17 protein-coding genes are annotated in these 17433 nt (G+C 61.9%); 9 read left to right on the top strand and 8 right to left on the bottom strand.

Annotated elements, in window-relative coordinates; translation table 11 throughout:
* Window positions 1–2: 2 nt before the first annotated feature.
* The 5 genes from ACGYLD_RS02915 to ACGYLD_RS02895 form a co-directional block, all read right to left on the bottom strand.
* Entirely contained in the window at window positions 3–1043 is a 1041-nt protein-coding gene (locus ACGYLD_RS02915; RefSeq protein WP_271691303.1) for a substrate-binding domain-containing protein, read from the bottom strand.
* Between the two features lie 138 nt (window positions 1044–1181).
* On the bottom strand, window positions 1182–2249 hold the full coding sequence (locus ACGYLD_RS02910) for an ATP-binding protein (RefSeq protein ID WP_271691304.1): 1068 nt from the start codon (window positions 2247–2249) through the stop codon (window positions 1182–1184).
* Window positions 2236–2757, bottom strand: coding sequence for a gamma carbonic anhydrase family protein (locus tag ACGYLD_RS02905; RefSeq protein WP_271691305.1), 522 nt, complete (start codon window positions 2755–2757; stop codon window positions 2236–2238). The genes ACGYLD_RS02910 and ACGYLD_RS02905 overlap by 14 nt, the downstream gene beginning before the upstream one ends.
* Entirely contained in the window at window positions 2754–3401 is a 648-nt protein-coding gene (gene gmk, locus ACGYLD_RS02900) for a guanylate kinase (RefSeq protein ID WP_394401072.1), read from the bottom strand. The genes ACGYLD_RS02905 and gmk overlap by 4 nt, the downstream gene beginning before the upstream one ends.
* Before the next feature lie 3 nt (window positions 3402–3404).
* The gene (locus ACGYLD_RS02895; RefSeq protein WP_394401069.1) at window positions 3405–4283 is read right to left on the bottom strand and encodes a YicC/YloC family endoribonuclease; all 879 of its coding nucleotides are present in this window, start codon (window positions 4281–4283) and stop codon (window positions 3405–3407) included.
* Between the two features lie 293 nt (window positions 4284–4576).
* Between ACGYLD_RS02895 and ACGYLD_RS02890 the strand changes: the two genes are divergently transcribed.
* Window positions 4577–5236, top strand: coding sequence for a PAS domain-containing protein (locus ACGYLD_RS02890; protein WP_271691307.1), 660 nt, complete (start codon window positions 4577–4579; stop codon window positions 5234–5236).
* 88 nt (window positions 5237–5324) lie between these two features.
* Here the strand turns inward: ACGYLD_RS02890 and ACGYLD_RS02885 are convergent, their stop codons facing one another.
* A complete protein-coding gene (locus ACGYLD_RS02885; RefSeq protein ID WP_271687274.1) occupies window positions 5325–6695 on the bottom strand; it encodes a class II 3-deoxy-7-phosphoheptulonate synthase in 1371 nt (456 codons plus the stop codon).
* Between the two features lie 191 nt (window positions 6696–6886).
* On the opposite strand from ACGYLD_RS02885, the gene ACGYLD_RS02880 reads away from it, so the two are divergent.
* On the top strand, window positions 6887–7891 hold the full coding sequence (locus ACGYLD_RS02880) for a GlxA family transcriptional regulator (RefSeq protein ID WP_271687273.1): 1005 nt from the start codon (window positions 6887–6889) through the stop codon (window positions 7889–7891).
* 3 nt (window positions 7892–7894) lie between these two features.
* Here the strand turns inward: ACGYLD_RS02880 and ACGYLD_RS02875 are convergent, their stop codons facing one another.
* A complete protein-coding gene (locus ACGYLD_RS02875; RefSeq protein ID WP_271691308.1) occupies window positions 7895–8992 on the bottom strand; it encodes a PQQ-dependent sugar dehydrogenase in 1098 nt (365 codons plus the stop codon).
* 182 nt (window positions 8993–9174) lie between these two features.
* On the opposite strand from ACGYLD_RS02875, the gene ACGYLD_RS02870 reads away from it, so the two are divergent.
* The 6 genes from ACGYLD_RS02870 to ACGYLD_RS02845 all read left to right on the top strand — a co-directional run bounded on the left by ACGYLD_RS02870 (window position 9175) and on the right by ACGYLD_RS02845 (window position 14670).
* Window positions 9175–10359 carry an ABC transporter substrate-binding protein gene (locus ACGYLD_RS02870; protein WP_067266789.1) on the top strand — a complete coding sequence of 395 codons (1185 nt, stop codon included), beginning with the start codon at window positions 9175–9177 and terminating at the stop codon, window positions 10357–10359.
* A gap of 147 nt (window positions 10360–10506) precedes the next feature.
* Window positions 10507–10668, top strand: a complete 162-nt coding sequence (locus tag ACGYLD_RS02865; protein ID WP_271691309.1) for a hypothetical protein — start codon at window positions 10507–10509, stop codon at window positions 10666–10668.
* A gap of 87 nt (window positions 10669–10755) precedes the next feature.
* Window positions 10756–11538: an ABC transporter ATP-binding protein gene (locus ACGYLD_RS02860; RefSeq protein WP_067266791.1), complete on the top strand. Its 783-nt coding sequence runs from the start codon at window positions 10756–10758 to the stop codon at window positions 11536–11538.
* Entirely contained in the window at window positions 11535–12356 is an 822-nt protein-coding gene (locus ACGYLD_RS02855; RefSeq protein WP_209217788.1) for an ABC transporter ATP-binding protein, read from the top strand. Before ACGYLD_RS02860 ends, ACGYLD_RS02855 begins: the two co-directional genes overlap by 4 nt.
* Before the next feature lie 2 nt (window positions 12357–12358).
* Entirely contained in the window at window positions 12359–13369 is a 1011-nt protein-coding gene (locus tag ACGYLD_RS02850; RefSeq protein ID WP_271691310.1) for a branched-chain amino acid ABC transporter permease, read from the top strand.
* Window positions 13366–14670 carry a branched-chain amino acid ABC transporter permease gene (locus ACGYLD_RS02845; RefSeq protein ID WP_271691311.1) on the top strand — a complete coding sequence of 435 codons (1305 nt, stop codon included), beginning with the start codon at window positions 13366–13368 and terminating at the stop codon, window positions 14668–14670. Before ACGYLD_RS02850 ends, ACGYLD_RS02845 begins: the two co-directional genes overlap by 4 nt.
* Before the next feature lie 74 nt (window positions 14671–14744).
* Here ACGYLD_RS02845 and ACGYLD_RS02840 read toward each other — a convergent pair whose 3' ends face one another.
* Window positions 14745–16283 carry a helicase HerA-like domain-containing protein gene (locus ACGYLD_RS02840; RefSeq protein WP_394401062.1) on the bottom strand — a complete coding sequence of 513 codons (1539 nt, stop codon included), beginning with the start codon at window positions 16281–16283 and terminating at the stop codon, window positions 14745–14747.
* Window positions 16284–16751: 468 nt separating this feature from the next.
* On the opposite strand from ACGYLD_RS02840, the gene ACGYLD_RS02835 reads away from it, so the two are divergent.
* Window positions 16752–17402 carry an invasion associated locus B family protein gene (locus tag ACGYLD_RS02835; RefSeq protein ID WP_394401059.1) on the top strand — a complete coding sequence of 217 codons (651 nt, stop codon included), beginning with the start codon at window positions 16752–16754 and terminating at the stop codon, window positions 17400–17402.
* Window positions 17403–17433: the final 31 nt, after the last annotated feature.

The following is a 17433-nucleotide window of genomic DNA, read 5'->3' as shown; positions in this document are numbered from 1 at the left end:
GCTTAGGAGCCGCTGCCCATCACGGTCTCATCCGCAACCACGGACTGGGTGTCGGCCAGTTCAGGGTCGGAGACCAGACCGTATTCGGCCAGCGGGCCGTCGGGGCCGGCAACTTCGTCGGCGACGAAGAATTCAGCGTATTCTTTCAGGCCGGGGATCACGCCGATGTGGGCTTTCTTGACGTAGAAGAACAGCGGGCGCGACACGGGGTAGTCACCCGAGGCGATGCTCTCGGTGGTTGGCTCGACGCCGCCCATGGTGGCAACTTGCAGCTTGTCGGTGTTGTTCTCGTAGAAGGCCAGACCGAAGACGCCGATGCCGTCTTGGTTGCTTTCGATGCGCGCCAGCGTCTCGGTGTAGTCGCCGTCGATGTCCACGGACTTGCCGTCGGTGCGCAGGCTGATGCACTCTTTCTCAGCGGCTTTCTTGTCGCCATCCGCGGCTTCGAGGAAGGCTTCGAAATCACCGGTTTCTTCGCAGCCCGCGAGGATCACTTTGTCTTCAAACACTTCGCGCGTGCCGTGTTTGGTGCCGGGGATGAAGGCTTGGATCGGCTGGGCGGGGAAGTCGGGGTTGACCTGATCCCATGTGGTATAGGGGTTCTCGGTCACTTCGCCATCGACGACAACTTTGGCGGAGAGGGCTTTGTACCAATCGACCGGCGTGAACTCGAAGGTCTCGCCATTGATGTCGGAGGCGAAAACGATGCCGTCATAGCCGATGCGCACTTCGATGATGTCGGTCACGCCGTTTTCGGCACAGGCCGCCACTTCGGCGTCTTTGATCTGGCGGGAGGCGTTTGCCACGTCGATGGTGTTCTCGCCCACGCCTTCGCAGAAGCGCTTGAGGCCAGCCGAGGAGCCGCCCGATTCCACGACCGGTGTCGGGAAGTCAAAGTTTTCGCCAAAGGCTTCGGCGACGATGGAGGCATAGGGCAGCACGGTCGAGGAACCGGCAACCTGTACTTGGTCACGCGCGGCAGCAGCGGTTGCAGATACGGCGGCAATCGCCAGGGCGGAAGTGGTGAGTTTTGCGAGTGACATGATATCTCCTGTCAGATGCGAATTGGTGACCACCCCATGGTGATCTGCGCCCCGTCTATGAAGGCGGTGCTGTGCTTTTGTGACAGCAACGTTACAGTTTCATGACAGTCGGCCTGAATCACCAAATTTCTGCAAAAATCAGTCAGAACCCGGTTTCATCGGCAGAATCACGCGGAATTCGGCCCCTTCGCCGGGGGTGCTGGTGATCTTGAGCCGCCCGCGGTGACGGTTCATGATGTGTTTGACGATAGCCAAACCCAGTCCCGTTCCGCCAAGCGCACGGCTGCGGTGGCTGTCGACCCGGTAGAACCTTTCGGTCAGCCGCGGCAGGTGAATCGCGTCGATCCCGGGACCGTGGTCGCGTACACTGACATAGACCGCAGGGCCGCGCATCGCCGGGTCATGGGCCGTGCGTTTGACCGAAATCTCAACCCGGTTGTCGCGCCCGCCATATTTGATCGCGTTCTCGATGAGATTGGTAAAGACCTGCACCAACTGATCCGCATCGCCCAGCACAAGGGCGGGCGCATCCCCCAAGGTCGGTGCCAGTGTCACATTGCTGTCGACCGCCAGCGGCGCGAGGTTGCGCAGGGTGCCGCGCAGCAGGTCGCGCACATCGATCGGCGCCTCGGGGCGCACGCGCTCTTCGGCCTCGACCCGGCTGAGGGACAAAAGCTCTCCCACCAGCCGGTTCATCCGCTCTGCCTCTTGCGCCATGATTCCCAGAAACCGCTCGCGCGCCGCCGTATCATCGCGTGCCGGGCCTTGCAGCGTCTCAATGAAGCCGATGAGCGCGGTAAGCGGAGTGCGCAACTCATGGCTTACATTGGCCACGAAATCGCGGCGCATCTGGCCTGCCTGCGCCATCTCCGTCACATCGTTGAAACTGAGCAGGACAATCCCGTGGTCGCCCACCGGGCGCAGGCTTACGTCATAGGTGGTGCCATGTTCGCCGCCGGTGCTGGTAAAGCGCGCTTGGCAGGGGCCCGCGCCCGCAAGACAGCGTTCGACCGCTTCGACCAGCCCCGGCTGGCGCAGCGCGGTGACGAAATGGCGGCCCAGCAGCCCCTTGCCCAGCAGATCCTCGGCGGGCGCGTTCAGAACGGTGATCCGCTCTTCGGCATTGATGGCCACGCTTGGCAGCGGCAGCGCCGCCACCACATCGGAAAGGGTTACGGCGGTGCTGCCCACGTCAGAGCGGTTCAAGATCGCGGCGGAAGCGCGCGGCGTTCTCGGCATAGTGTTTGGCGCTCGCGGTCAACTGTTGGATCGCCTGCGCGTCAAGCTCACGCACAACTTTGCCCGGCACGCCCATGACGAGCGACCCATCGGGGATCACCTTGTTCTCGGTGATCAGCGCCCCTGCCCCGATCAGGCAGTTCTTGCCGATCTTCGCCCCGTTCAGCACCGTGGCCCCCATGCCGATCAAGCTGTTGTCGCCGATGGTGCAGCCGTGCAGCATGACCTTATGACCGATGGTGCAATCCTCGCCCACGGTCAGCGGATAGCCCATATCGGTGTGAAAGACGCAGTTCTCTTGCACATTGCTGCCGCGGCCCACGGTGATCATCTCATTGTCGCCGCGCAGGGTGCTGCCAAACCAAACTGAGGCTTCGGGGCCGAGCGTCACCTTACCGATGACATTCGCATCAGGGGCGACCCATGCATCGGGGGAGACTTCGGGGCGGGCATCGGCGAGGGCGTAGAGGGTCATTTCAATTCCTCGAATTCGGATTGCAGACGGCGAACGTGATCCTTGATGGCGGGTTGTTGGCTCAGCCGCAGCCGGGCGGCGGTGATGATCGATTTCAGCCGCGCCTCGGTCTGGTCGAGATCGTCGTTTACGAGCACGAAGTCATAGCCGTCCCAATGGCTGATCTCATCCCAGCTTTTGCCCATGCGCTTGGCAATCGTCTCGGCATCGTCTTGGCCCCGGCTTTCCAAACGGCGCTTCAACTCGGTGATCGAGGGCGGCAGCAAGAAGATCGACAGCGTGTGCGTGTTCAGGTCGGAGTTGCGGATCTGCTGTGCGCCCTGCCAGTCGATGTCGAAAAGAATGTCCTGCCCCTCGTCAATCGCCGCCTGCACGGGGGCCTTGGGGGAGCCGTAGAAGTTGCCAAAGACATGTGCGTGTTCCAGCATTTCTCCCTCGGCCACGGCCTGCCGGAACTCCTCTTCGCCGACAAAGCGGTAATCCTTGCCATCCTCCTCGCCCGGTCGGGGGGCGCGGGTGGTGGCGGAGACCGAGAAGTTGATCGTCGGATCCCATGCGCGCAGGGCGCGGGCCATGGTCGATTTGCCCGCCCCGGAGGGGGAACTGAGGATGATCAGAAGGCCGCGTCGGCTTGGGTTTGTCACGTCTTACTCCACATTTTGCACTTGTTCGCGCATTTGGTCGATCACCGCCTTCAGGGCCAGACCGACAGTCGTCAATTCGGTGCTCTGCGCCTTGGAGCAGAGCGTGTTGGCTTCGCGGTTGAACTCCTGCATCAGGAAATCCAGCTTGCGCCCCACCGGCCCGCCCTGCCCGATCAGCGCACGCGCGGCGGCGACATGGGCGGCAAGGCGGTCGATCTCTTCGGTGACATCGGCCTTGACCGCGATCAAGGCCAGCTCCTGCGCCACCCGGTCCGCATCCGCGCCCTCACTGTTGTCGAGCACGCGCGCAAGGTTGCGGCGCAACTGGGCAGCGGTCTCTTCCTTCCGGGCCTCGGCCAAAGCGGCGGCTTCGGCGGCGCGGTTTTCGACCTCGGTCAACTGCTCTTGCATTACACCGGCCAGCGCCGCGCCTTCCTGCGCGCGCATCTCGTTGAAATCATGCAGCAGGGTCGGCACTTCCGCCAGCAAAGCGGCGCGCAGCGCGTCGATGTCCTGTGCCTGATCGGCCTGTTCCAACACACCGCGCATGGAAAGAATGTCGCTCGCCTGTGAGGGCGCCAGCGATACCCCGGCATCCATCGCACGGGCCTCGATCTCATGCAGGGCGGTCAGCAGCGTGTCGACACGCGCCTCGTTGATCTGCAAGCTGCCGTCACTCTCAGCCGAGGAGATGCGCAGGTTGCAGGTGATATTGCCCCGCGCCACCTCCGCCGAAATCTGCTTGCGCAGGGCGGCCTCAAGCCCCTCGACCCAATCGGGCACGCGCAGCCGCAGGTCGAGCCCTTTGCCATTGACCGCGCGCAGCTCCCAAGACCAGCTCCAACCCTCCAAAGCGCCGGAGGCAGAGGCGAAACCTGTCATGGACCTGATCATCGGCGCGTTCCTTGCAAGGGCGGTCATGTCCTGCCTTACGGCGAAACCCCCGCGAGGGGCAAGCCCCCGCCCCCTCGGCCCGGCGGATCCCTTGGCTCACGCGTTAACCACTTCAGCGAAAGCATGACGAATTCCTTAACCGCCTGCCGTATTAATGATTTGGTAATCATTTCGGCCGCATTGTGCCGCTGTCGTTTCAAAAACGGCTGCTGTATTGGCCAAGTCCTTATGGGTGAGTTTCAATGGGCAATACAGGCCACACCGCGCAGAATGTTGTCGCCATGTCAGATCATCGGACGCATGTTGGCTATGGCCCGCTCGCGCAGGTCGAAGCCTATTGGGAGGCCCTGCGCGGCAACAGGTTGATGCCGCGGCGGTCGGATATCGACCCGCGCGGGATCGAGCAGGCATTGGAATATGCCTTTATCCTCGAACGTGTCGCCGTGGGTGTCGGACGGTTGCGGATTGCGGGCGACCATCTGCGCGATCTCATGGGGATGGAGGTGCGCGGCATGCCGATCACCGCCTTTTTCGGCTCGCAGTCACGCCCCCGCGTCGGCGAAGCGCTGGAAGAAGTGTTTCAGATGCCCGGCCAAATCACACTGGACCTGGGCGCGGCGGCGAGCTATGGGCGGCCTGCCTTGACGGGGCGGATGCTGCTCTTGCCGCTGAAAAGCGATCTGGGCGATGTCAGTCGGGTGCTGGGCTGTCTTGTCGTGCTGGGGGAGATCGGACAAACCCCACGGCGTTTCGATCTGGCGCAGGCCACGCGGCATAGCGCCTTTGGCGGGTTGGCCAAACCTCTGCGCCATGCCGATCCCCTGCAGCAGCCGCTCTTGCCACGCGAAACCGGATTCGCAGAGCCGAAGGCAAGCTTCACCGCCGCCCCGACGGGTGAGAACCCGCCCTATCTGCGTCTGGTGAAGTCAGAGCAGGAATAGCCCGTCCGCCGCCCTCGGAACGCGAAAACGCCGCCCCGGAAAACGGGACGGCGTTTCTTTCGTCACAATCGAGTGCAGGCTGAGGCTGCTACCCCGCCGCCCGCGCCGTTTGAGCCACGCGGCGGTTCGACAGTTCCTCCGCCACGAGGAAGGCCAGTTCCAGCGACTGGCTGGCATTGAGCCGCGGGTCGCAGGCCGTGTGGTAACGGTCCGACAGATCCTCGTCGCTGACCGCCCGCACACCGCCGGTGCATTCGGTCACGTCTTGGCCGGTCATCTCGAAATGCACACCACCGGGGACGGAACCTTCGGCGTTATGCACGGCAAAGAACTCATGCACTTCGCGCAGCACGGAATCGAAGGGCCGGGTCTTGTAGCCGGTAGAGGATTTGATCGTGTTGCCGTGCATCGCGTCACAGGTCCAGACGACATTGGCGCCCTCTTCCTGAACGGTCTTGATCAAACGCGGCAGGTGATCGCCCACCTGCCCCGCACCAAAGCGCGAAATCAGGGTGAGACGGCCCTCTTCATTCTCGGGGTTCAGCTTGGCCATCAACTGCTTGAGGTCATCGCTGGTCATCGAGGGACCACACTTCAGGCCAATCGGGTTTTGCACGCCGCTGGCAAACTCCACATGCGCCCCGTCGGGTTGCCGCGTGCGGTCACCGATCCAGATCATGTGACCCGAGCCTGCGAGCCACTTCCCGGTTTGGCTGTCACGGCGGCAAAGCGCCTCTTCATACTCCAGCAACAGCGCTTCGTGGCTGGTGTAGAATTCCACCGATTGCAGCGTATGTGCGGTTTCGGCGGTCACCCCTGCGGCGGCCATGAAATCAAGTGTGTCAGAGATGCGGTTGGCGATCTCACGGTATTTCTCGGCCTTTTCGTCGTCGGTGAATCCCAGCGTCCAGCCGTGGACCTGATGCACATCAGCATAGCCCCCGGTCGAGAAGGCGCGCAAAAGGTTCAGCGTGGCGGCGGCCTGCGTATAGGCGCGCAGCATCTTTTGCGGGTCGGGGATACGCGCCGCTTCGTTGAAGGCCAGATCGTTGATGATATCGCCGCGGTAGCTGGGCAGTTCCACGCCATCCACCACTTCGGTCGGGGCCGAGCGCGGTTTGGCGAATTGGCCGGCCATGCGCCCCAGTTTGATCACCGGCACCTTGGCCCCATGGGTCAGCACGATGGCCATCTGCAACATTACCTTGAAGGTGTCGCGAATGGCGTCCGAGCTGAACTGTTCAAAGCTCTCGGCACAGTCGCCGCCCTGCAAAAGGAAGGCTTCGCCACGGCCCGCGGCGGCCAGATGTTTCTTCAACCGGCGTGCTTCGCCCGCAAAAACGAGGACCGGATAGCGTGCCAGCTGTGCCTCAACCGCTTCCAATGCGGCTTGGTCAGGGTAATCGGGCATCTGGACGCGCGGTTTGCTGCGCCAGCTCGAGGTGCTCCAGTCTGTCATCTTTCTACTCCGCTCCACAGCGCCGAGTGTCGGCGCTTCGTGATCTTTCTCTATACAAAGGCGCGGGGAAAGTGACCAGAACCGAAATGCGCCCTATTGACGTGGCGTGAGGCCCGTGGGCAATGTTTCCGGTAAGTTCTGGCGGCCATGGCACATGTCGGCAGAGACGACCTGAATAGAAAGACGCCGTGATGTCCCAACCGCGCCCGGCCACCCGCATGCCCCCCCAGACCGACAAGCCGCGGCGCTTCGTCTTTGTGTTGTTGGAGAATTTCACCCTTCTGAGCTTTGCCTCGGCGGTGGAATGCCTGCGGATCACCAACCGCATGCTCGAACGCGAGGTCTATGAATGGCAGGTCGTGGGCGAAAGCGGTGAGACCTGTGTAAGCTCATCCGGCGCGGTTTTCGCGCTGGACGGCGGGCTTGAAGAGTTGGGCCGCGACGACACCATCATGATCTGCGGCGGCATCGGCGTGCAGGCCGCGACCACCAAGAAGCTGCTGGCATGGCTGCGCCGCGAGGCGCGCAAGGGGCTGGTTGTTGGCGGGCTTTGTACCGCGGCACATACGCTGGCCAAGGCGGGGCTGCTCGACGGCAAACGCGCCACGATCCATTGGGAGAATCAGGACAGTTTCGGCGAGGAATTTGAAGAAGTCATTCTGACGAAATCGGTCTTCGTGGTCGATGGCAACCGGCTGACCACGGCGGGTGGCACGTCTTCTTTGGACATGATGCTGAAACTCATTGCCGATGATCATGGAGAGGAGACGGCCAACGCCGTGGCGGATCAGCTCATTTATTCCTCGATCCGCACCGACCAAGACACGCAGCGCCTGTCGGTGCCCACGCGAATCGGCGTGCGCCATCCCAAGCTTTCCCAAGTTATTCAGCAGATGGAGCGCAATATCGAAGAGCCGATCAGCCCCTCCATCCTCGCCCGCGACGTGGGCATGTCGACCCGGCAGCTAGAGCGTCTGTTTCGGCGCTACCTGAACCGCAGCCCAAAACGCTACTATATGGAATTGCGGCTGCAAAAGGCGCGCAACCTGTTGATGCAGACAGATATGAGCGTGATCAACGTGGCGCTGGCCTGCGGCTTTGCCTCGCCCTCGCATTTCTCGAAATGTTACCGGGCGCATTACCAGACCACGCCTTATCGTGAGCGCGGCAGCCAATCCACCCGGCAGCCCGCCTGAGGGTTAGGGCGTGATGCGGTAGACGGTGCCGTTGACCTCTGAAATGAACCAGATCCCACCCTCGGGCCCTTCGACGACATCGCGCACGCGGGCGGTCTCGTCGGTCTTGATTTGCGCCACCTCTTCCAGCGGCGTGCCGCTTAGCCGGGCGATATAGTCGAACTTGAGCGAACCGACGAAGATGTCACCTTCCCATTCAGGGAAAAGCGCGCCGGAGTAGACCATCAGCCCCGCAGGCGCGATGGAAGGGTCCCAGTAGAATTCGGGCTGCGCCATCCCTTCCTTCGCCGTGCCCTCACCGATCTTCGCGCCCGAATAGTGCTCACCGTAGGAAATCACGGGCCAGCCGTAATTCGTGCCTTTGGTGATGCGGTTCACCTCATCCCCGCCCTTGGCCCCGTGTTCCGACACCCAAAGCCGCCCATCCAGATCCAGCCCCGCCCCTTGCGGGTTGCGATGGCCGTAGGACCAGATTTCGGGCAGCACGTCGGGCGTGTCGACAAAGGGATTGTCATCGGGAACCGAGCCGTCGCGGTTCACCCTAATGATGCTGCCGTTATGCGTGCTGCGGTCCTGCGCCGCCGGACGGTCGCCGCGTTCGCCAATAGTGACCAGCAGCGTGCCATCCGGTGCCTCGACCACGCGCGAACCGAAGTGCTGGCCGCCGCTGCTGCCGGGTTTCATGGCGAAAAGCTCGGTCAGGTTTTCCAGACTGCGGGTATCCTTGGACAGTTTCGCGCTGGCCAAGGCGGTCCCCGCGCCGCCACTCTCTTGGGGTTTGGCATAGGTCAGGAACAGCAGGCGGCTTTGCGCGAAATCCCCGGCCAAGGTAATGTCCAACAGGCCGCCCTGCCCGACCACGGCCACCTGCGGCAGGCCCGTGACCTCATGCCGAGCGCCGTCCTTTTGGTAGATCAGACGACCGGCTTTCTCGGTCACCAACAGACCGCCATCGGGCAAAGGCGCGACGCCCCAAGGGGCCTCCAGATTCTCGGCGATGGGCGTGATCGTCAGGCCGCTTTGTGCGCTGGCGGTGCCTGCGGCGGAAAGGCTGCAAAGGGTGAGGGCAGTGGCGGTCGCGATATGTTTGGCGAATGTCATGAGCAGGCTCCTGTGGGCATGGGGCTTGGGTCTAGACATAGCCAGCGACCCGCCCATTTCCACCATCGCGCCCGTATCCCGCGAAAAGCCTGCGAAAAACACTTTATAAATCGCCTTTTCTTTTTCGAAACCACAACCTAACGTTCGATCAGAACGAGAGTTCAACTAAGGGAGAGTACCAAATGAAAAAAATACTGATGGCCACAACGGCCGTTGCCCTGCTCGCCACTGGCGCGCATGCTGAAGACACCAAGATCGGCATTCTGCTGGGCTTCACCGGCCCGCTGGAATCGCTGGCCAATGACATGGCCGCCGGTGCCGAACTGGCAATTTCCGAAGTTAACGAGAGCGGCATGTTCCTCGACGGTGCCACCGTTTCGTCCGAGCGTGGCGACACCGGCTGCATCGACGCGGGTTTGGCCGTGGCCTCGGCTGAGCGTCTGATCACCTCCGACCGCGTGAGCGGCATCGTCGGCGGCATGTGCTCGGGTGAAACCACCGCCTCGCTGCAGAACGTGGCCATTCCGAACGGCATCGTGATGATCTCGCCCTCCGCGACATCCCCGGCGTTGTCGACGGTCGAAGACAACGGCCTGTTCTTCCGCACCTCCCCATCGGATGCGCGTCAGGGTCAGGTCATGGCCGACATCCTGAACGACCGTGGCATCAAGGAAGTCGCCGTCACCTATACCAACAACGACTATGGTAAAGGTTTGGCCGACAGCTTTGAGACCGCTTACAAAGAATCCGGCGGCACCGTGACCATCAACACCTCGCATGAAGACGGCAAAGCGGATTACTCCGCCGAAGTCGGCGCGCTGGCCTCTGCCGGTGGTGAGGTTCTGGTCGTGGCAGGCTATGTCGACCAAGGTGGCGCGGGCATCGTGAACGGTGCGCTGGACGCCGGTGCATTCGACGTCTTCATGTTCCCCGACGGCATGGTCTCCGACACGCTGGAAGAGAAATTCGCCGAGATCGCGGATGGCTCCTTTGGTCAGAACCCGAGTGCTGCTGGCGAAGGCCCGGACAACTACAAGAAGATGGGCAAGGAAGCCGGTTTCGAGCCGACCAACGCTTTCTCGCCTGAATCCTATGACGCGGCAGCGCTGATGCTGCTGGCGATGCAGGCCGCGGGCTCCAACGATCCGGCGGAGTACAAGGAAAAGGTGATGGAAGTCGCCAACGCCCCGGGTGAGAAAATCCTGCCGGGTGAACTGGGCAAAGCGCTTCAGATCATCAAAGACGGCGGCGACGTGGACTATGTCGGTGCCTCGGCGGTCGAGTTGATCGGACCGGGCGAGAGCGCGGGCAACTACCGCGAGATCGAGATGAAGGACGGCAAGATGGTCACGGTCGGCTACCGCTGATCCGCGCTACCATCTAACCGCTAAGAGAGGCCCGGTCGCAGTGCGATCGGGCCTTTTGCTTAGGAAATCCGCTTTTCTTCCGGGGATGCAGCCAGTACAAATCCCCTATTGAGGACGTGGAAAACACGTCCCGTCTGGGAGGACAGGATGAAAAAGCAACGTATGGCCGTGCCGGTCAGGGCTTTGGGCATGTATTTCGCTGAACGTGATTTCAGCAATGCGGCGCAATTTGCCTTTGACGAGGCAGCGGAAAGCTTTCCTCAGATCAGGACCGCAGCGGTCCCTTTCAAGAATCTCAGCACATTGTAAACAGGTATGGCGGCGTGCATTCGTGCGAGCCACCGTATGACGACCAATAAAAACCAGCCACAAGGTGGCGGACACGGGGATGGACATATGATCGTCGTAGACGACGTACACAAACACTTCGGCGGGTTTCACGCCGTCGACGGGGCAAGCCTGTCGATCGAGAAAGGATCGATCACTGGTTTGATCGGCCCAAATGGCGCGGGGAAAACCACGCTGTTCAACGTAATTGCCGGCGTGCTTCAGCCCACTTCGGGCCGCGTCACCATGGACGGGGAGGACATCACCGGCCTGCCCCCGCATGAGCTTTTCCACAAGGGGCTACTGCGCACTTTCCAGATCGCGCATGAGTTCTCTTCGATGTCGTGCCGCGAGAACTTGATGATGGTGCCAGGCAATCAGTCGGGCGAGACGCTGTGGAACACATGGTTCGGCACCAAACGCATCGCCAACGAAGAACGCGCGCTGAAGGCCAAAGCCGATGAGGTGCTTGAGTTCCTGACCATCGAACATCTCGCCGAACAGAAAGCGGGCCAGATCTCGGGCGGGCAGAAAAAGCTGCTGGAGCTTGGCCGCACCATGATGGTGGATGCGAAAATCGTCTTCCTCGACGAGGTCGGCGCGGGCGTGAACCGGACGCTGCTGAACACCATCGGCGACGCGATCATCCGGCTTAACCAAGAGCGCAATTACACTTTCGTCGTGATCGAGCATGACATGGATTTCATCGGCCGCCTTTGCGACCCGGTGATCTGCATGGCTGAGGGCCACGTGCTGGCCGAAGGCACGTTGGATGAGATCAAGGCGAACGAACAGGTGATCGAGGCCTATCTCGGCACCGGGCTGAAGAACAAGGACAAGGTAGGCGCATGAGCAATGATCCCTACGGCGACCGCGGCAACAAAGATTGGTCGGTCGGCAACGCGAAGGGCCAAGGCAGCATCATGCCCAAGGCCAGCGGCAAAACCCACCCCGCCCCCGGCGGCCCCTTCCTGATTGGTGACGGCATGACGGCGGGCTACGGCAACGGCCCCGACATCCTGCATGACTGCACCATCGCCGTGGACCGCGGCGAGATCGCGGTGATCGTCGGCCCCAACGGGGCGGGCAAATCCACCGGCATGAAGGCGGTCTTCGGCATGCTCGACATGCGCAAAGGCCATGTGCGGCTGGATGGTGAAGACATCACCGAACTCAGCCCGCAGGACCGTGTGGCCAAGGGCATGGGTTTCGTGCCCCAAACCTCGAACATCTTCACCTCCATGTCGGTCGAAGAGAACCTTGAGATGGGCGCTTTCATCCGCCGCGATGACTTTCGCGATACGATGACGCAGGTCTATGACCTTTTCCCGATCCTCAAGGAAAAGCGCCATCAGGCGGCGGGTGAACTCTCGGGCGGGCAACGCCAGCAGGTGGCCGTGGGCCGCGCGCTGATGACACAGCCCAAGGTGCTGATGCTCGACGAGCCGACGGCGGGTGTCTCGCCCATCGTCATGGACGAGCTTTTCGACCGGATCATCGAGGTCGCCCGCACGGGCATCCCGATCCTGATGGTCGAACAGAACGCCCGTCAAGCGCTTGAAATCGCGGACAAAGGCTATGTGCTCGTGCAGGGGGCGAATGCCTTTACCGGCACCGGCAAAGAGCTTTTGGCCGATCCTGAAGTCCGCAAATCGTTTCTGGGGGGCTGAACATGGATCTGCTCAACGCTTTCATTGCACTTTTGAACTATGTGCTCATTCCGGGCATCGCCTATGGCTCGCAGCTGGCGCTCGGCGCGCTTGGCGTGACGCTGGTCTACGGCATCCTGCGGTTTTCCAACTTCGCCCATGGCGACACGATGGCCATGGGCACCATGGCGACGATCCTGATGACATGGCTGTTCCAGTCCATGGGTCTGAGCCTCGGCGTGCTGCCGACGGCGCTTCTGGCCCTGCCCTTCGGCATCGCCTTTACCATGCTGCTGGTGCTCGGCACCGACAAGGTGGTCTACAAGTTCTACCGTGAACAGAAGGCCAAGCCGGTGATCCTCGTGATCGTCTCGCTCGGCGTGACCTTCATCTACAACGGGATCACCCGTTTCATCATCGGCGCGGACGATCAGAACTTCCTCGACGGGCAGCGTTTCATCATGTCGGCGCGGGATTTCAAAGAAATGACCGGCCTGCGCGAAGGTCTTGCCTTCAAGACCACCCAAGGCATCACCATCGTCACCGCGATCATCGTCGTCGCATTGCTGTTCTGGTTCCTCAACAAGACGCGGGCGGGCAAATCCATGCGCGCCTATTCCGATAACGAGGATCTGGCGCTCTTGTCGGGCATCAACCCCGAGCGTGTGGTGATGATCACATGGATGATCGTGGCCGCCTTGGCGACCATCGCAGGCACGCTCTATGGCCTCGACAAGTCGTTCAAACCCTTCACCTATTTCCAACTTCTGCTGCCGATCTTTGCGGCGGCCATCGTCGGCGGGCTCGGCTCTCCGGTGGGGGCCATCGCGGGCGGTTTCGTGATCGCCTTTAGCGAGGTCACGATCACCTACGCATGGAAAAAGGTGCTGGGCTATGTGATGCCCGAAGGGTTGCAGCCGGACGGCTTGGTGCAGCTCATGAGCACGGATTACAAATTTGCGGTCAGCTTCGTCATTCTTCTAATCGTTCTGCTGATCAAGCCAACCGGCCTGTTCAAGGGGAAATCGGTATGACCCAGACTGTGAAAAACACGATCCTTTTCGCGATCATCGCCCTGATGATCATCTACACCGGCTTTGCGCAAAGCTGGAACTCGGCCCTGCTGATCATCGCCATGGGTCTGATCTCTTCGATCATGGCGCTTGGGGTGAACCTGCAATGGGGCTTTGCGGGTCTGTTCAACGTGGGCGTCATGGGCTTTGTGGCGCTTGGCGGTCTGGCGGCTGTTCTGGTCTCCATGCCCCCGACCGAGGGCGCTTGGTCCACCGGTGGTTTCGCCATTCTGGGGGCGCTGGCGCTTGGGGCGGGCACCGTGGTGGCGGCGGTCATGCTGATGAAGCGTATGGCCCCCGGCACGCTGCGCACGCTTTCGGTGATCGCGGTCTTGGTCATTGGTTTCTTCATCTTCCGTGCCCTGCTTGACCCCGCCGTTCAAGCGGTCGAGGCGATCAACCCCGCGCAGACCGGCTATCTCGGGGGTCTTGGCCTGCCGGTGCTGATCTCTTGGCCCGTGGGCGGCCTCTTTGCCGCTGGCGCGGCGTGGCTGATCGGCAAGACGGCCCTTGGCCTGCGGTCGGACTATCTGGCGATTGCGACGCTGGGGATTGCCGAGATCATCATCGCGGTACTGAAAAACGAAGACTGGATGAGCCGTGGCGTGAAGAACGTGATCGGCCTGCCCCGCCCCGTGCCTTACGAGATCGACCTGCAAAACAACCCCGCCTTCGTGGAACGTGCGGCGGGCCTTGGCTTTGATCCCGTAGACGCCTCGACGCTCTGGGTCAAACTGCTCTATATCGCGCTCTTCGCCGCTGTTCTGATCGTCCTGTTGTGGATGAGCCAGCGTGCGCTGCACTCGCCATGGGGCCGGATGCTGCGCGCGATCCGCGACAACGAAGTCGCGGCAGAGGCCATGGGCAAAGACGTGACCGCGCGGCATTTGCAGGTCTTCATCCTTGGCTCCGCGATCTGCGGCATCGCGGGGGCGATGATGACGACGATGGACAGCCAGTTGACGCCCGGCACCTACCAGCCGCTGCGCTTCACCTTCCTCATTTGGGTGATGGTGATCGTTGGCGGCTCGGGCAACAACTTCGGCGCGATCCTTGGCGGCTTCCTGATCTGGTTCCTCTGGGTGCAGGTCGAGCCGATGGGCCTGTGGCTGATGAACCTGATCACGGCGGGCATGTCCGAAGGATCGGCGCTGAAGGCCCATCTGATCGAGAGCGCGGCGCATATGCGGCTCTTGACCATGGGCATCGTGCTGCTTCTGGTCCTGCGTTTCAGCCCGCGTGGGTTGATCCCCGAGCGGTAACGCTCGCAGAGCTTCACAAGATAAAGAGGGGCGCGGTCGCACTACCGCGCCCCTTTTTCATTTCTCAGGCCGCTTCAGCGCCCCTTGAACAATCCGCCCAAGATGCCGCGCACGATCCGGCGCCCGGTGGTGCCTTTCAGCTCTTTGATCACCGCGCTCGCGATGGCATCGCCGAAACCGTCGGTCGCCTTGCGGCTTGACCGGCTGCCGCCGCTGCGTGCCCCGCCATAGCGGCGGGCCTTCTGGAACTCACGCGCGGCTGCGTCCTCGGCCTCTGCCGCGGCTTCGATCTTTTCCGCCTCCTTGGCCGCCGCCTCCGCGCGGGCCTTCAGCATTTCATAGGCGGACTCGCGGTCCTGCACGGTCTCGTATTTCCCCGCCAGATCGGAGTCCGCCAGCACCGCCGCACGCTCCGCCAAGGTGATCGGGCCGAGCCGCGAAGACGGGGGTCGGATCAAGGTACGCTCCACCACACCCGGCACGCCCTTGCGTTGCAGCATGGAGGTCACGGCCTCCCCAACACCAACCTCGCGGATCGCCTCTTCGGTGTCGAAGCGCGGGTTCTCGCGGTAGGTCTCGGCGGCTTGGCGCAGTTCCTTACGATCCCGCGCGGTAAAGGCGCGTAGCGCGTGTTGGATACGGTTGCCAAGCTGGCCAAGGATATCGTCGGGTACATCGGCGGGGTTCTGGGTGACGAAATAAACCCCGACGCCTTTGGAGCGGATGAGCCGCGCCACCTGTTCCACCTTGTCGACCAGCGCCTTGGGCGCATCGTCGAACAGCAGATGCGCCTCGTCGAAGAAGAACACGAGCTTGGGTTTGTCGGGGTCGCCCACCTCGGGCAGTTCCTCGAACAGTTCGGACATGAGCCACAGCAGGAAAGTCGCATAGAGTTTGGGCGAGGCCATGAGCTTGTCAGCGGCGAGGATGTTGATCCGCCCGCGCCCTTCGGCGTCGCAGCGCATGAGGTCCGAGAGCGCCAGCGCCGGCTCGCCAAACAACTGCGCGCCGCCTTGGTTTTCCAGCACCAGCAGCCGCCGTTGAATGGTGCCGACGGAGGCGGTCGAGACATTGCCATAGCGCAGCGCCAAGTCCTTTGCATTTTCGCCGACCCAGACCAGTAGGGATTGCAGGTCTTTCAGGTCCAAAAGCGGCATCCCTTCCTCATCGGCCACGCGGAAGGCGATGTTCAGGATGCCCTCCTGCGCCTCGGACAGGCTGAGCAACTGCGCGATGAGCAGCGGCCCCATCTCGGATACCGTGGTGCGGACGGGATGGCCCTGCGCACCAAAGAGATCCCAAAAGGTGACCGGGAAGGATTGATAGCTATAGTCGTCAAAACCGATCTTGGCCGCGCGTTCGGTGAAAGCGCCGTGCAGTTTGGCGGCCTCGCTCCCCGCGACGGCAAGGCCGGACAGATCGCCCTTCACATCCGACAAGAACACCGGCACCCCGGCATTGGCAAAACCCTCGGCGAGGATTTGCAGCGTCACCGTTTTGCCCGTGCCCGTCGCCCCTGCGATCAGCCCGTGACGGTTGGCATAGCCAAGATCGAGGAATTGCTTTGTCGCATGGTCGGGACCGCCGCCGCCGATAAAGATGTCACTGCTCACGCTGGGGCCTTTCTGTCAATTTTAGCCATTCGTCCGTTCCACTAGAGCATACAAACTTAACCTTTGCGCGCCATAGTGAAGGCATCCCGCTCGCATGTCCTTTCATCGGGTGGGTGTACTTCCTCCCTGTTAGACTTGGCCGCGCCTTCGGGTGCGGCCCTTTTTCTGACCGGGGCCGTGCTAAAACCCTGACAGATTGTCGCATTTTTCCTGTTGACCGGCATCACGCGCTTGCCTAACGTGGCATTAATAAGTCGGCCCAGTCCGACGGGGAGAAAGTACACGGAAAGGGGGCGCGCTGCGTCCCCTTTTGCATTTCCGCCCTGTAAGCCTCTGACATCGTGAGAAAACCATCTTCGTCGGGGTCGGCATGAAATTGCCCGAACCTTGATCGAAATGCGGCCCTTGGCACTGACAATCCCGGGGCGGCGTGGTAAGGGGCGGTAACGCAACAAATGTGGATATGACATGAGCAAGTTTATGACCGCCCTGCCGCTTTGTGCAGCGCTTGCACTGACGGCCCCGATGACGGCTTTCGCCCAGACTGCCACGGAAGAAGACAGCGCTCAGACCGAAGAGCAGCAGCCCCAGCCCGGCACTAGCGGCAATGCTTCGCAGATCGAAGAGCAACTGAGCCTCGGTGAAGATGCGGACAAAGACCCCGATCTGGGCAAGCCCTACACCAAGAAAGAGATCGGTTCCTGGGAGATGCGCTGCATCAAGACCGAGGAAGAGGTCGACCCCTGCCAGATGTACCAACTCCTCGCCGATGGCGAAGGCGCGCCGGTGGCCGAAGTCTCGCTCTTCCGTCTGCCCGACGGTGGTCAGGCCAAGGCCGGTGCCACGGTTGTCGTCCCGCTTGAGACCGCCCTGCCCGCACAGCTGACCCTGTCGGTCGATGGTGGCAAGGCCCGCCGCTATCCCTATGCCTTCTGCAACCCCGTGGGCTGCTATGTACGCATGGGCCTGACCGATGCCGATATCGGCGCCTTCAAACGCGGCAAGGAAGCGGTGCTGACCATCGTGCCCGCCCTGGCACCGGATCAGGAAGTGAAGCTAACCCTCTCGCTCGACGGGTTCACCGCCAGCTACGACGAAGTGTCGGTGATCGAGCAGTAAGACTGGATTCTACCGATTTGAATGCCGCGCC

It is taken from the genome of Sulfitobacter sp. 1A12056 (genome assembly GCF_043558125.1).
In the GTDB taxonomy this organism is placed as follows: domain Bacteria; phylum Pseudomonadota; class Alphaproteobacteria; order Rhodobacterales; family Rhodobacteraceae; genus Sulfitobacter; species Sulfitobacter faviae.
Note: the sequence above shows the minus strand (reverse complement) of the source record. Positions and strands in the feature narration are given on the sequence as shown.

Bases quoted from the DNA above. Each gene is read 5' to 3' on its own strand.
- ACGYLD_RS02915 (WP_271691303.1), bottom strand. From the start codon at position 1,043: ATGTCACTCGCAAAACTCACCACTTCCGCCCTGGCGATTGCCGCCGTA.
- ACGYLD_RS02905 (WP_271691305.1), bottom strand. From the start codon at position 2,757: ATGACCCTCTACGCCCTCGCCGATGCCCGCCCCGAAGTCTCCCCCGAT.
- ACGYLD_RS02895 (WP_394401069.1), bottom strand. From the start codon at position 4,283: ATGACAGGTTTCGCCTCTGCCTCCGGCGCTTTGGAGGGTTGGAGCTGG.
- ACGYLD_RS02890 (WP_271691307.1), top strand. From the start codon at position 4,577: ATGTCAGATCATCGGACGCATGTTGGCTATGGCCCGCTCGCGCAGGTC.
- ACGYLD_RS02885 (WP_271687274.1), bottom strand. From the start codon at position 6,695: ATGACAGACTGGAGCACCTCGAGCTGGCGCAGCAAACCGCGCGTCCAG.
- ACGYLD_RS02880 (WP_271687273.1), top strand. From the start codon at position 6,887: ATGTCCCAACCGCGCCCGGCCACCCGCATGCCCCCCCAGACCGACAAG.
- ACGYLD_RS02875 (WP_271691308.1), bottom strand. From the start codon at position 8,992: ATGACATTCGCCAAACATATCGCGACCGCCACTGCCCTCACCCTTTGC.
- ACGYLD_RS02870 (WP_067266789.1), top strand. From the start codon at position 9,175: ATGAAAAAAATACTGATGGCCACAACGGCCGTTGCCCTGCTCGCCACT.
- ACGYLD_RS02865 (WP_271691309.1), top strand. From the start codon at position 10,507: ATGAAAAAGCAACGTATGGCCGTGCCGGTCAGGGCTTTGGGCATGTAT.
- ACGYLD_RS02860 (WP_067266791.1), top strand. From the start codon at position 10,756: ATGATCGTCGTAGACGACGTACACAAACACTTCGGCGGGTTTCACGCC.
- ACGYLD_RS02855 (WP_209217788.1), top strand. From the start codon at position 11,535: ATGAGCAATGATCCCTACGGCGACCGCGGCAACAAAGATTGGTCGGTC.
- ACGYLD_RS02850 (WP_271691310.1), top strand. From the start codon at position 12,359: ATGGATCTGCTCAACGCTTTCATTGCACTTTTGAACTATGTGCTCATT.
- ACGYLD_RS02845 (WP_271691311.1), top strand. From the start codon at position 13,366: ATGACCCAGACTGTGAAAAACACGATCCTTTTCGCGATCATCGCCCTG.
- ACGYLD_RS02835 (WP_394401059.1), top strand. From the start codon at position 16,752: ATGAGCAAGTTTATGACCGCCCTGCCGCTTTGTGCAGCGCTTGCACTG.